The organism is Kitasatospora sp. NPDC056651 (genome assembly GCF_042792155.1).
Lineage (GTDB): Bacteria > Actinomycetota > Actinomycetes > Streptomycetales > Streptomycetaceae > Kitasatospora.
The window spans coordinates 17,712-30,267 of record NZ_JBHTWX010000025.1; the positions used below are offsets into that span (position 1 = coordinate 17,712).

The 12,556-nt window shown below is 73.8% G+C and carries 12 protein-coding genes and 1 riboswitch; of the genes, 1 reads left to right on the forward strand and 11 read right to left on the reverse strand.

Features of this window, described 5'->3' with window-relative positions; all coding sequences use genetic code 11:
* Positions 1–85: 85 nt before the first annotated feature.
* The 6 genes from ACFRAR_RS12735 to ACFRAR_RS12760 form a co-directional block, all read right to left on the reverse strand.
* Complete coding sequence (locus tag ACFRAR_RS12735) at positions 86–1,003, reverse strand: hypothetical protein (protein WP_380697676.1); 918 nt, start codon at positions 1,001–1,003, stop codon at positions 86–88.
* A 176-nt stretch (positions 1,004–1,179) separates the two neighbouring features.
* The gene (locus ACFRAR_RS12740; protein ID WP_380697677.1) at positions 1,180–2,007 is read right to left on the reverse strand and encodes a thioesterase family protein; all 828 of its coding nucleotides are present in this window, start codon (positions 2,005–2,007) and stop codon (positions 1,180–1,182) included.
* Between the two features lie 140 nt (positions 2,008–2,147).
* Positions 2,148–2,585, reverse strand: a complete 438-nt coding sequence (nusB, locus tag ACFRAR_RS12745) for a transcription antitermination factor NusB (protein ID WP_316520206.1) — start codon at positions 2,583–2,585, stop codon at positions 2,148–2,150.
* A gap of 4 nt (positions 2,586–2,589) precedes the next feature.
* A complete protein-coding gene (gene efp, locus ACFRAR_RS12750; RefSeq protein WP_380697679.1) occupies positions 2,590–3,153 on the reverse strand; it encodes an elongation factor P in 564 nt (187 codons plus the stop codon).
* A 78-nt stretch (positions 3,154–3,231) separates the two neighbouring features.
* Positions 3,232–4,338, reverse strand: coding sequence for a M24 family metallopeptidase (locus tag ACFRAR_RS12755; RefSeq protein ID WP_380697681.1), 1,107 nt, complete (start codon positions 4,336–4,338; stop codon positions 3,232–3,234).
* Positions 4,339–4,457: 119 nt separating this feature from the next.
* Positions 4,458–5,576 (reverse strand): HoxN/HupN/NixA family nickel/cobalt transporter, encoded by a 1,119-nt coding sequence (locus tag ACFRAR_RS12760; protein ID WP_380697682.1) that lies wholly within the window; start codon positions 5,574–5,576, stop codon positions 4,458–4,460.
* Between the two features lie 30 nt (positions 5,577–5,606).
* A riboswitch (cobalamin riboswitch) is annotated at positions 5,607–5,820 on the reverse strand.
* 157 nt (positions 5,821–5,977) lie between these two features.
* On the opposite strand from ACFRAR_RS12760, the gene ACFRAR_RS12765 reads away from it, so the two are divergent.
* On the forward strand, positions 5,978–7,651 hold the full coding sequence (locus tag ACFRAR_RS12765; protein ID WP_380697684.1) for a hypothetical protein: 1,674 nt from the start codon (positions 5,978–5,980) through the stop codon (positions 7,649–7,651).
* 58 nt (positions 7,652–7,709) lie between these two features.
* Here the strand turns inward: ACFRAR_RS12765 and ACFRAR_RS12770 are convergent, their stop codons facing one another.
* The 5 genes from ACFRAR_RS12770 to aroQ all read right to left on the reverse strand — a co-directional run bounded on the left by ACFRAR_RS12770 (position 7,710) and on the right by aroQ (position 12,548).
* The gene (locus ACFRAR_RS12770) at positions 7,710–9,713 is read right to left on the reverse strand and encodes an AAA family ATPase (protein WP_380697686.1); all 2,004 of its coding nucleotides are present in this window, start codon (positions 9,711–9,713) and stop codon (positions 7,710–7,712) included.
* Between the two features lie 68 nt (positions 9,714–9,781).
* The gene (locus tag ACFRAR_RS12775; protein WP_380697688.1) at positions 9,782–10,108 is read right to left on the reverse strand and encodes a putative quinol monooxygenase; all 327 of its coding nucleotides are present in this window, start codon (positions 10,106–10,108) and stop codon (positions 9,782–9,784) included.
* Positions 10,109–10,211: 103 nt separating this feature from the next.
* A complete protein-coding gene (locus ACFRAR_RS12780; protein WP_380697690.1) occupies positions 10,212–11,021 on the reverse strand; it encodes an Fpg/Nei family DNA glycosylase in 810 nt (269 codons plus the stop codon).
* 79 nt (positions 11,022–11,100) lie between these two features.
* A complete protein-coding gene (locus tag ACFRAR_RS12785; RefSeq protein WP_380697692.1) occupies positions 11,101–11,772 on the reverse strand; it encodes an AAA family ATPase in 672 nt (223 codons plus the stop codon).
* Positions 11,773–12,119: 347 nt separating this feature from the next.
* Positions 12,120–12,548, reverse strand: coding sequence for a type II 3-dehydroquinate dehydratase (aroQ, locus tag ACFRAR_RS12790; RefSeq protein WP_380697784.1), 429 nt, complete (start codon positions 12,546–12,548; stop codon positions 12,120–12,122).
* Positions 12,549–12,556 lie beyond the last annotated feature (8 nt).

Below are 12,556 nucleotides of genomic sequence, written 5' to 3' on the forward strand. Positions count from 1 at the left end.
GCAAGCAGAAACGTCACGGCGCGGTTCCCCGGTTCGGGGGCCGCGCCGCGGCGTGTCCGCACACCGCCCCGGCGCGGCGGCGGCCTCAGCAGACCGTGCCCAGGCCGTAGCCGGGCTGCGCCACCACGCCGTCCAGCCGCACCGGCCGCTCGGCCGGCGCCCACTCCTGCCCGCCGCTGGACCAGGCCCAGGAGGCCGGCAGGTACTCCCCGCAGGTGGCGGCCGAGCCCTGCGAGCCGTGCAGCACCGCGACGCCCGGCAGCTCCAGGGCCAGCCCGGCGCAGAGCACCGCGCAGACCAGCTCCAGGTCCTCGTCGTTGATCCGGACCACGCCGTCCTCCCACTGGAGCACCCGCGCCGCGGCGCTCAGCCGCCCGCCGGGCGCGTCCACCCGGACCCGCAGCTCGTACACCCCGGCGCCCGCGCCCAGCAGCATCCGCCGGAACACCTCGCCGCCGCGCTGGTAGGCGGCGCGCACCCAGGTGGTGTGCTCCTCGTCGGGCGCCCCGGCGCCCCCGTACAGGCCCCCGTCGAGCAGCAGGTCGGCGTGGCAGAGCGTCAGGCCGTTCTCCCGGGCCCGCACCAGGCGCGGCACGAAGTCCCCGGCCAGTTCCTCGCCCTGATAGGCGAGCAGCTGGGCCTGGAGGGCCGGGTTGACCAGGTAGCGGTCGCGGGCGGCGGGCTCGGCCGGGTCCAGGCCGTGCAGCACGCAGAACTCCTCGAAGTCCTGCGGATGGAACATCCGGGCCCGGACGGTGTCGAACCGCTCCAGTGCCTCGGCCAGCAGGTCGGCGGTGTCGGCCAGGTAGCGCTCGTGGTCGGGGGCGTCGGAGATCCCCCAGGCGCGGGCCCGGGCGAAGTCCGCGGCGTTGGCCAGCACCCCGATGACGAAGGCCTGCTCGGCACCCGCGGCCCGCTGCGGCCGGTGCGGCGCCCGTACCGCGGGCCGTGAGCCGCCGGCGGTGCAGTCGGAGTTACGGCGGGCGCGACCCTTTTGACTCATCGGTGGCTCCTGGCTTCAGGGGGACGGTCGGCGGCTGGCGTGCCGCTGACCGTCTTCCTCCCCATCCGCGCGCGCCGCACACGTACGGCGTGTCACAGGAATGTAACCACCGGTAATGCGTGACTCTTTCCGGCCACCTTCCCGGCCGCCGCCCGGGCCGGCCCGCGGGCCGCGGTTCAGGCCGGCCGGGGCGCCCGGGCCAGCTGGCGGGACTGGGCGACCAGGCGGCCGGACTCGTCCCAGATCTCGGCGTCCTCCTCGAAGTAGCCGCCGGCCAGGTTGCGGGTCGCGTGGGTGACCCGCAGCCAGCCCGGGACCGGCCTGGCCCGCAGGTGGACGGTCAGCTCGATCGTCGGGGCCCAGCCCGGCATGCCGAGGTCGAAGGTGACCGGCGGCAGCGCGTCGGCGACCAGCAGGAGCAGCAGCGGGTCGGGCTCGCGGCCGTCGGCGAGCCGGAACCAACCCTGGATCCGTCCGTTGCCGGAGGGCTGCCCGAGCGCCCAGCCGACGGTGGCCGGGTCCAGCCGCAGGTCGAACCGCTCCAGCAGGGCGGCCTGGGCGATCAGCTCCTTGGGCGCCAGTTCCATGCCGATGCACTCGTTCGGCGGCGGGAGCTGCGGCGGCCGCGCGGTGGTGCGCACCTCGCCGTCGGCGGTCGCGAGGTCGCCGTGGCTGGCCACCACGCGCAGCCGTTCGACACCGCCCTGGCTGAGCGAGGCGGTCCCGGTGGACAGGCCGCGGCCGGTGCGCAGCACCTCGGTGCGGACGGTGGCCGGGCCGGGCCGGGAGGCGGACAGGTAGTAACCGCTGATCGACACCGGGTCCGGGTGGGTGCCGTGCTCCAGCGACAGCGCGTGTCCGGCGACGGCGAGCAGCAGCCCGCCGTTCACCCCGCCGCCGATCTGCCAGCCGGCGCCGAGCTCGGCCTCGTAGCGGCCGGCCTCCTCGGGGTGCCTGGTCAGGGCGATGCCCTGGTCGAACTCGCTGCGGGTCGCCGTGGTCATGTGGGGGGACCTGCCCTTCACGCGTGGTTCCGGACGTCAAGTTACTGATAAGTAGGCGCCAACCTTACGCCGCCCGGGTGAAACGCGAAACGGCCGCCGGAACCCTGTTCGGGTCCGGCGGCCGTCCACGAGGCTCCCTGTTACCGGCGGATGCCCGGCTTCAGCTCCAGGAAGCGGGCGAGCATGCCGTTGACGAAGGCCGGGGAGTCGTCCGTGGAGAACTCCTTGGCGATCTCGACGGCCTCGTCCAGGACGACGGCGTCCGGGACGCCGTCCTCCCAGATCAGCTCGTACGCACCGAGCCGCAGGACGTTGCGGTCCACGATCGGCATCCGGTCGAGGGTCCAGCCCACGGCGTACTGCTCGATCAGGTCGTCGATGCGACGGGCGTGCTGGACGTACCCCTCGATGAGCTCCATGGTGTACTCACCGACCTGCGGGGTGCCCTCGTCGGGCTTGGGCTCGCGGGCGCGGGCCACCCAGTCGGCGAGGACCTGCTGCGGGTCGACCCCGCGGTGGTCGGCCTCGAAGAGGATCTGGAAGGCCCTGGTACGGGCCTTGCTGCGTGCGGCCGACACGGACTTACTTCACCCGGCCGAGGTAGCTGCCGTCGCGGGTGTCGACCTTGACCTTCTCACCGGTGGTGATGAAGAGCGGGACCTGGATCTCGGCACCGGTCTCCAGGGTCGCCGGCTTGGTGCCACCGGTGGAGCGGTCGCCCTGGACGCCCGGCTCGGTGTTGGCGATGACCAGCTCGACCGAGGTCGGGAGCTCGATGTAGAGAACGGCGCCCTCGTTGGTGGCGACCAGGGCCTCGAAGCCCTCCAGCAGGTAGTCGGCGGCGTCGCCGACGACGGCCTTCTCGATGGTCACCTGGTCGTAGGTGTCCATGTCCATGAACACGAAGTTCTCGCCGTCCTTGTACGAGAACTGCATGCCGCGCTTGTCGACGTTGGCGGTCTCGACCTTGGTGCCGGCGTTGAAGGTCTTGTCGACGACCTTGCCCGTCAGGACCTCCTTGAGCTTGGTACGCACGAAGGCCGGGCCCTTGCCGGGCTTGACGTGCTGGAACTCGACGACGGACCAGAGCTTGCCGCCCTCCAGCTTGAGGACCATGCCGTTCTTGAGATCGTTCGTGGAAGCCACGGGCGCACTTACTCCTGTATAGCTGTCAAGGAACCAAGGGTTTGCGTCCTGCCGCCGACGGCCGTCGGGAGGCCGTGGTCACAGGGCGAGGAGCTCCTTGGTGGTGATGGTGAGCAGCTCGGGCCCGCCCTCTTCGAAGGGGCGCACGACGAGCGTGTCCTCGATCCGGACGCCGCCCTTGCCCGGGAGGTGGACCCCTGGGCCGACGGTGACCGGCACGCGGCTGTCCAGTTTACCCATGTCCGCCGGACCGAGGCGCGGCGCCTCCCGGATCTCCAGCCCGATGCCGTGGCCCACCGGGTGCGGAGAGGCCTCGGTGTGGCCGGCCGCCTCCAGGATCTGCCGGGCGGCCCGGTCGGGTACGCACTGCTCCACCCCTGGTCCGAGCGCCTCCCGCCCGGCCCGCTGGGCCCGGAAGACCAGCCGGTGCAGCTCCACCTGCCAGGGCGCGGGAGCGGCCCCGATCACGAAGGTGCGGGCGGTGGAGACGCCGTAGCCGCGGTACTGGGCGCCCATCACCACGGTCAGGAAGTCGCCCTCCTCCACCCGGCGGTCGGTCGGCTGGTGGGCGGCCTGGCCGGAGTGGCTCCCGGTGCCGACCGAGACCGGGAAGGCGGCCCGGTCGGCGCCGTGGTCGATCATCCGGCGCTCCAGCTCCATCGCCAGGTGCCGCTCGGTGCGGCCGACCAGGATCGACTCCAGCAGCTCGCCGAGCGCCTGGTCGGCGATCTCGGCCGCGATCCGCAGGTCTGCGATCTCGTGCTCGTCCTTGACCACCCGCAGCCGCTCGACCATCCGGCCGAGGTCCGCCAGCCGTGCCCCCTCGGCCCGGTCCGCCACCGCCCGGTGCCGCGTGACGGTCAGGTCGTGCTCCTCCACCACCAGGCCCGACACCCCGGACCGGGCGGCGACGGCCGCGGCGGCCAGCGCGGTGTCCGACCCGGCCGCCACCGGCAGCCGGGTGACGTCCGGGGCGATCAGGTGCTCCCCGGTGTCGTCCGGCGGCAGGTCGTCCGGCAGCGCGAGCAGGGCCCGCTCCCTCGTCAGCAGCAGGGTCGCCCCGCAGGGCGCGCAGCCGGTCAGGTACCGCACGTTCGCCGCGCGGGTGATCAGCGCCGCGTCGGCCCCGGCCGCACCGCAGTGCTCCCTCACCCGCTCCCGCCGCCCCGCGTACGCATCCGCCATGCGTCGAGCCTACGAACCCCCGGCCCGAACCGCCCGCCGAGCACCCCCGCCAGAACCCCCGGTGCTCCTTGCGCGCCCCCGCGCGACCCCTCGATCCGGCCAAAACGGCCGGGGGTGCCTCAGGACTCCCCGGTGGGCGTCCAGCGCTTCTCCACCCGGGCGAGCTTCCAGTACCCGATCGCGATCGCCCAGACCACCACGAACAGCCCGGCGATCGCGTAGCCGACGTTGTCCAGGGAGATGTCCGCGATGAACCCGGTGACCGGGTCGGTCAGGTCGAGCTTCTCGTGCAGCACCCCGACCAGCTCGATGGTGCCGATGATGAACGCCACCGCGATCGACAGCCCTGTGATGGTCAGGTTGTAGTACACCTTCCGCACCGGGTTGGCGAAGGCCCACTGGTACGCGAAGTTCATGAACGTCCCGTCCAGGGTGTCGAACAGGCTCATCCCGGCCGCGAACAGCAGCGGCAGGCAGACGATCGCGTACCAGGGCAGTCCCGAGGCCGCCCCCGAACCGGCCATCACCATCAGGGTGACCTCGGTCGCGGTGTCGAAGCCCAGGCCCAGCACCATGCCCACCGGGAACATCTGCCCCGGCCGGGTGATCGAGCGGGTCGCCCGGTTCAGCACCCGGGCCATGAAGCCGCGCGAGTCGAGGTGCGCCTCCAACTCCTTCTCGTCGAACTGCCCGGCCCGCATCGCCCGGAACACCTTGACGATGCCGAGCAGCGCCGCCAGGTTGAGCGCGCCGATCAGGTAGAGGAAGACGCCGGAGGTGGTCGTCCCGACCACGCCGAGCCACTTGTGGGTGGTCGACTCGTCGTCCATCAGGGTGTTCGCCAGCTGCGCCCCGCCCGCCACCAGGGCGGCCATCAGCACCACCATCGAGGAGTGCCCGAGGGCGAACCAGAAACCCACCGAGACCGGCCGCTTCCCGTCCGCCATCAGCTTGCGGGTGGTGTTGTCGATCACCGCGATGTGGTCGGCGTCGAAGGCGTGCCGCATGCCGAGGGTGTAGGCGGTGATGCCCAGGCCCACCCCGAAGACCTGGGTGCCGACCGCGTACCGCTCGGGCGCGACCAGGAAGATCAGGGTGCCGAAGGCCACCACGTGCAGGGCCAGGATCACCCCCATCAGCCCGGCCGTACGGACGGTGTCCTCCCGCCGCCACGCGAACGCGGGCAGCACGGAGGGGGCCGGCTTCGCCCCGGCGGAAGAGAATTCGGGCAGGGTCATCTGCGGATCACGCTCCAGCACCTCGTGGAATACCTCGTGAGATGCCGTGGCCGGTCTCCTGGCTTACGGGAAGCCCGTACCCGCCTTCCCAGGCGCGCGAGGCGCCCAGTGGCTCGATGGGTACGGACGGCGTTCCTCCGCGGACGGAGGGACGACCCGATCACAGTGGCGAGGGCCGCTCCGGGCTGGGACCCCTGAAGGTCCGTCACCGGAATTCCCGAGCACCACGGCGGGCTACACCGTAGGGGCCGGGCCCGACCCGTGCAAGGCCGGGCCCCTGCGCGGGTGGCCAGGATCACAGGGCCCGCGGCCGCACCACGGGGCCGGGCCGGCCGACACCCGGACCGGCCGGATCCCGCCGAGGGCGCGCCACCGCCGGACCGGATGAGTACGATCATGACGTGCCGTCCCACCCCCACGTCTGGCCCGCCGACCGCTGGAACACCCGGCCGGTCAGGGCCCGCGTGCTGGCGGTCGCCCGCACCCTCACCTCGGCCACCCGGGTCCTGGACGTCCTCACCCTGCTGAGCCCCGACGGCATCGAGCGCTACTTCACCGTCAACCCCGGCTCCGCCTTCGCCGACCGCGCCCTGGACGAGTACCTGCGCGGCCTGCCCGGTTTCACCGTGCTGGACTGGGAGGACGCCGTCCGCCGCCGCTTCGACCTGGCCGTCGCCTGCGCCGTCCACTCCTCCATGCACCGCCTGGACGCCCGCCTCGTCGTCCTCCCGCACGGCGCCGGCTACAACCGCCTGGTCACCGAGTCCACCGGCGACACGGTCAGCGCCGCCGGCCTGTCCCGGAACGAACTCACCCACCGCGGGCGGGTGTTCGTGGACGTCCTCGGCCTCTCCCACCCCGAGCAACTGGACCGGCTGCGGGTCTCCTGCCCCGAGGCCCTGGACGTCGCCCGGGTCGTCGGCGACCCGTGCTTCGACCGGATGCTCGCCAGCCGGCGCTCCCGGGACGGCTACCGCGCCGCACTCGGCGCCGTCGACGGACGGCGGCTCGTCGTCGTCAACTCCACCTGGAGCGAACACTCGTCGTTCGGCCGCCGCCCCGACCTCCCCCAGCGGCTGGTCCGCCGGCTGCCCGCCGACGAGTACACCGTCGCCGTCGTGCTGCACCCCAACATCTGGAGCCGGCACGACCCCGAGGCCCTGCTCGACGGCGCCCGCCGGATGGGCCTGCGCCTGATCCCGCCCCAGCAGGGCTGGCAGACCGCCCTCGTCGCCGCCGACCTGCTGATCGGCGACCACGGATCGGTGTCCTTCTACGGCGCCGCCCTGGAACGCCCCACCGTGCTCGTCGCCACCGGCTCCGGCGAACTCGACCCGCACTCCCCCAGCTACGCCTTCGGCCAGGCCGCGCCCGCCCTCGACCCCGACGGGGACCTCGCCGCCCAGGTCGAACAGGCCCTCACCCAGGACCCGGCCGCCCTGCGCGGGATCACCGACGGCTCGCTCGCCCACCGCGGCGAGTCCGCCCGGCTGCTGCGCCCGCTGCTCTACTCCTTCCTGGACCGGCTGGACGAACCCGCGGACGAACCGGCCCTGCCGCCCTACCCCACGCCCGCGCCGCACCCCGGAACAGCCGAACGGCCCACCGCGTACGACGTCGAGGGCAAGAGCGAGGGGACGGAGGTGAGCCTGCGGCGCTACCCCTTCGACCCCGGCGACCACACCCCGCGCGGCTTCCACGCCCTGACCGACGACCACCCCGGAGACGCCCTGCGCTACACCGCCGAGGTCCTCGCCCGGACCGAGGTCCACGCCGAACTCCCCGCCACCCGCTGGCTCACCGACGCCGCCACCGAACTCCCCGGCCTCGCCGTCGCGGTGGCCGCCCTCGGCCCGGCCCGCCACCTGCTGCGGCTGCGCGGCGGCCTGCTCCTGGAGGCCCGCGCCGAACCGGACTGGGAGCACCCCGACCCCGGCGTCGACCCGCTGCTGCTCGGCGCCGCCGTGTCCTGCTGGCTCACCGACGGCGGCGACCCGGCCGGCCTCCCCGAGCACGGTCTCACCATCCGCACCGGCGAGCACCGCACCCGGGTGTCGTTCCGCACCGGGCCGTGACCAGGCCCTGTCCGGCCGATCTTGCCGGGCCGATCCGCCAAGATCGACCGGACAGGACCTAACCCACGATCTCCCGCAGCCGGGCACGGCTGCGCTCCGCCGACTCCGCGTCGCCCCGCTCCTCGGCGAGGGTGACGAGCAGGGTGTGGGCCTGCGCCTCCTTCGCCGGGTAGCCGCGCTCCTCGGCCCGCCGGGCACAGTCCTCGGCCTGGGCGACGGCGAGATCGAGCTGCCCGAGCGCCCGATGGGCCCGGGCGCGCACCAGCGGCAGCTTCATCGACATGTCGTCGTCCCGGGTCCGCTCCGCCCGGGCGCCGGCCTCGGCCAGCAGGACCAGCGCTTCCTCCGGACGCCCGTCGGCGATCAACGCCTGTGCCAGGTTGTAGCTCTGGACGATCTCGCCGTGCCCGTCACCACGGTTCGCCTCCAGGGCCAGGGTGAACCGCTCCACCGCGTCGGCCGGGCGTCCGTCGGCCAGGCAGAGCAGGCCGTCCGTCTCGTAGAGCACCCCGACCACCTGACGGTCCGTCACCAGCGGCACCTGCTCGGTGGCCAGCGCCAACTGCTCGGCGGCGAGCCGGTACTCCTCGCGCTCGTGGTGGGCGCGGGCCAGCTGGTTGCGCATCCGGACCACGGCGTCCGGCCGGTTGTCCCACTGGGCCGACTCGATGCCCAGCCGGTGGGTCGCGATCCAGTCCTGGTAGAGCTTCCGGCCCTGGTAGAGCAGCCAGAGCGACTCGCAGAGCCGCCACACCTCACCGTGCCAGCCCCGCTCGGCCGCTTCCTCCACGACGGCGCGGAAGTCGGCCCGCTCCGCGTAGAGCCATTCCAGGGCCGCGCTCCCGGAGGCGAAGCCGGGCAGCTCGTCACCGCTCGGAGCCTGCACGCGGAGCCTGCGCTCGGACATCACCCGGTCGGCGAGCGAAGCCCGGCCCCGGTAGTACGCCACGACACCGGCGAGGAGTTCCGTGCGGTCGGGCAGGTCCCGCGCCCGGCCGAAGGCGTGCAGCCGCACCACGTCGTGCGCCCGGAAGCGGTCCTCGCGGTCGCCGTCCCGCACCTCGTCCAGCAGGTGGACGCCCCGCAGCTCCTTGATCGCCCGCTCGGGCCGCCGCACGCCGACCGCACGCGCCAGTTCGGCGGACACGAACGGGCCGGGGTGCACGCCGATCAGGTGGTAGAGCGCCCGCCCCTCGTCGGTCAGCCGCTCGTAGACGAGGTCGTACGTCGCGCCGAGATCGCTCTCCTCCTCCAGCATCGCCAACCTGCCCTCCCGGTCGTGCAGTTCGGCCACCACCCGGTCGACCGGCAGGCCGTCACGGTCCAGCAGCTGGCTGCCGACCGCGTTCAGCGCGAGCGGCAACCCGCCGCACAGCTCGACCAGTTCGGCCAGCTCCCCGTCACTGCCCCGCCCGGAGCCCACCCAGCCGCGCACCAACTCGGCGCCCGCCGTGGCGCTCAGCGGTCCGAGCTGCCGGACCTCCGCGCCGTCCGTCCGCAGCGCGGGCAACCGCCGACGGCTCGCGACCACCACCAGACCGCTGGACGGGAGCAGCGCGCGGACCTCGGCGGCGTGCTCGACGTTGTCGAGGAAGAACAGGCACCGACGCTCGGCGGTGGCGGTGCGGAACGCCGTGAAACGCTCGGCCTCCATGGCCGGGGGCTCGGTGCCGAGGGCGCGCAGGAAGCCGGCCAGCAGCTCGGGGAGGTCCACCCCGCCCTGGTGCCGGTAGGCCCTCAGGTCGGCGTAGAGGTCCCCGCCGGGAAAGTGCTCCCGGTGCTCCTCGGCGAACCTGACGATCAGCTCGGTCTTCCCGACACCTCCCAGGCCGGTGAACACCACGAGCCCGAGCCCGCCCGTCCGGACCCGGTCCAAGGCCCCGGTCAGCGCGGCGAGTTCCGGCTCGCGGTTGACGAAGAGTCCGTGCGCCGAGCGGATCTGACGCGGTCTCGGCGGCTGCGTCCGCTCGTGGATGTGCAGCGAGCCGATGCTCTCGGCCTGCACCACGTGGCCGCCCACCGTGGCGCCCGACACGGTGTTGACCACCTCGCGCCGATCCATCCGCTGCTCCCTCCGGCCGGTCGGCCCCAGCCTACGGGCTGGGCGACCGGCCCGAGGGGCACTCCGCGTCACCGGGGGGTGATCTCGCCCATCTCCGCCCAGCCGTCCATGCCGGGGATCTCGGTCGAGACGATCCGCGGCTTGGCGGACACGGCGTACGAGAGGTCCTCCATGGCCTTGACGAAGTGCGCGGACTCCACGTGCGCCTTGCCCGCGTCGCCGTCGCGGAACGCCTCGACCAGGACGAACTCGTGCGGGTCCTCGACGCTGCGGGACCACTCGAAGAAGAGGTTGCCCGGCTCGTCGCGGGTGGCCCGGGTGAACTCGTCGACCAGGTCGAGCCAGCCGTCGACCCGCTCGGGGCGGACCGGGAACTTGACGGTGATGAAGATCATGGGGGGTTCCTTCCGTTCCACGTGGGCACCGGCCGACCGGTCGGCACCGGATCTATCGTCGCAGGTCAGAAGGGACATCCCGGACACGGGGGGCGCGGCGCGGTCAGGCCGCCTGGCAGCCCGGGCACCAGAACAGGTTGCGGGCGGCGTGCTCCTCCGTCCGCACGTCGGTGCCGCAGACCAGGCAGGGCATGGCGGCCCGCCGGTAGACGTACACCTCGCCGCCGTGGTCGTCCACGCGGGGCGGACGACCCATCGCCTCGGGGGTGTGCTCGGGGCGGACGGTGTCGATCCGGCCCGCGGTGACGCCCTCGCGCATCAGGGCGACCAGGTCGGCCCAGATCGCGTCCCACTCGGGGCGGGTGAGCTCGCGCCCGGCCCGGTGCGGGTCGATGCCGTGGCGGAACAGCACCTCGGCCCGGTAGACGTTGCCCACCCCGGCCAGCACCTTCTGGTCCATCAGCAGCGCCGCGACCGTCGTCCGGCTGCCCGATATCCGCCGCCAGGCGGCCTCCGGGTCGGCGTCGGCGCGCAGCGGATCGGGGCCCAGGCGGGCGGCGACGGCGGCCTTCTGCTCCTCGGTGACGAGCGCGCAGGTGTTGGGACCGCGCAGGTCGGCGTAGCCGTCCTCGTTCTCCAGCCGCAGCCGGACCAGCCCGACCGGCTCGGGCGCCGGGCCGGCGGCGAAGGTGAACCCGCCGTACAGACCGAGGTGGACGTGCACCCAGGCACCCTCCTCGAAGCCGAGGAAGAGGTGCTTGCCGGTGGCCTCCGCGCCGGTGAGCAGCTGCCCGTCGATCACCTTGGCCTCGTCGGCGAACCGGCCCTGCGGGCTGGAGACCCGGACCGGGCGGCCGCCGAAGGCGTTCCGGTTCTCGATGGCGAGGCGGTGGATGATGTGGCCTTCCGGCACGGGCGTCGGCTCCTCCGGGCGCTGCGACAGGACCCGTCCATCATCGCAGCCGGCGCCGACAGTCCCGGGGCGGTGCCGGTCAGCGGACCGGGACGCCCATCAGCCGGGCCAGGATGACCCGGTCCAGCTCGGCGGCCGTCCCGGCGACGTCCAGGGAGGAGTTGTCGATGATCGGCAGCCCGGAGTTGTACCAGCCGGCCATCCGGCCGTGGATGCGGGCCACCTCCTCGTCACCGAGGCGGCGGGTCCCGCCGCGCCGGGCGTTGCGGCGCAGCACCGAGTCCAGGCTGGGCAGCAGCACCACGGGGATCATGCCGGGGCCGATGTGCCGCTTCCAGCCGCCGAGGCCGATCGCCGGGCGGTCCGGGAAGACGGCGTCGTCGATGATGCAGGAGATGCCGTTGGCCAGGTAGTTGCGGCAGGCGAAGCCGCAGGTGCGGCGGGCCAGCCGGTACTGCGCCTCGGAGGCGTTGTTCCAGCCGGACTGGGGGTTGGCGAAGCCGGCCTGCACCCACTCACGGACGTCGTCCAGGCTGATGTGCGCGGTCGGCGTGGGCCGCCGCTCGGCCCAGTGGCGGGCGACGGTGGTCTTGCCTGCCCCGGCCGGACCGATCAGCAGGACGGCGATCGGCCCGGTGGGCGCGTGCGGCTGCGGCGGGTGGGCCGGCAGCTGGACGGGTGCGCCGGAGGGCAGGACGAAGTGCCCGGTGCCACCGGCGGGCAGCGGCGCGCCCGGCACCGGCGCGGACACGGGAGCCGGCGTGGGTACGGCAGCGGGCGCCGGGGCAGTCGCGGGCGCCGTTCGGGCGGTGGGAGCCGGAGCCTGAGCCGGACGCTCGGTGGGCCCGGTGGGCCCGGTGGTGGCCGCAACGGCGGGAGCCGGCCGGACCGGCGGGGAAGGAGGGGAGACCGGCGCTCCCGAAGACGTCCCCCGCGCTCCGCCCCCCGGCGGCACCGGCGGGGCGACAGGACGCGGCGGGACCTGCCCGCCTCCGGCGTACTGCGCCACGGCACCCACCTCCCGACACCTCTCAGCCGGGACACTACACGCAGGCCCGGCGGCGGGCACAGTCCGCCGCCGGGCCCGTACCCGCGCCCTCAGCGCGTGGTGAGCTGCTCGGCCAGCGCGCGCAGCGCCAGCTCGTAGGAGCCGAGTCCGAAGCCGGCGATGGTGCCGGAGGCGACCGCGGCGATCACGGAATTGTGCCGGAAGGTCTCCCGGGCGTACGGGTTGGAGATGTGCACCTCGATCAGCGGCGCGGTGCGCTGGGCCGCCGCGTCCCGCATCGCGTACGAGTAGTGCGTGAACGCGCCGGGGTTGATCACCACCGACACCTTCGCGTCGGCCGCCTCGTGCAGCCACTCCACCATCCGCTGCTCGGAGTTGGTCTCGTGCACCTCGACCTCGAAGCCCAGCTCCCGGCCCAGCGCGGTGCAGCGCTCGACCAGTCCGGCGTACGAGGTGGCGCCGTAGACGTCCGGCTCACGGCTGCCCAGCCGGCCCAGGTTGGGGCCGTTGAGCACCATCACCCGGG

Bases quoted from the DNA above. Each gene is read 5' to 3' on its own strand.
- ACFRAR_RS12770 (WP_380697686.1), bottom strand. From the start codon at position 9,713: ATGGATCGGCGCGAGGTGGTCAACACCGTGTCGGGCGCCACGGTGGGC.
- ACFRAR_RS12775 (WP_380697688.1), bottom strand. From the start codon at position 10,108: ATGATCTTCATCACCGTCAAGTTCCCGGTCCGCCCCGAGCGGGTCGAC.
- ACFRAR_RS12740 (WP_380697677.1), bottom strand. From the start codon at position 2,007: ATGACCACGGCGACCCGCAGCGAGTTCGACCAGGGCATCGCCCTGACC.
- ACFRAR_RS12735 (WP_380697676.1), bottom strand. From the start codon at position 1,003: ATGAGTCAAAAGGGTCGCGCCCGCCGTAACTCCGACTGCACCGCCGGC.
- aroQ (WP_380697784.1), bottom strand. From the start codon at position 12,548: ATGGTGCTCAACGGCCCCAACCTGGGCCGGCTGGGCAGCCGTGAGCCG.
- ACFRAR_RS12755 (WP_380697681.1), bottom strand. From the start codon at position 4,338: ATGGCGGATGCGTACGCGGGGCGGCGGGAGCGGGTGAGGGAGCACTGC.
- ACFRAR_RS12760 (WP_380697682.1), bottom strand. From the start codon at position 5,576: ATGACCCTGCCCGAATTCTCTTCCGCCGGGGCGAAGCCGGCCCCCTCC.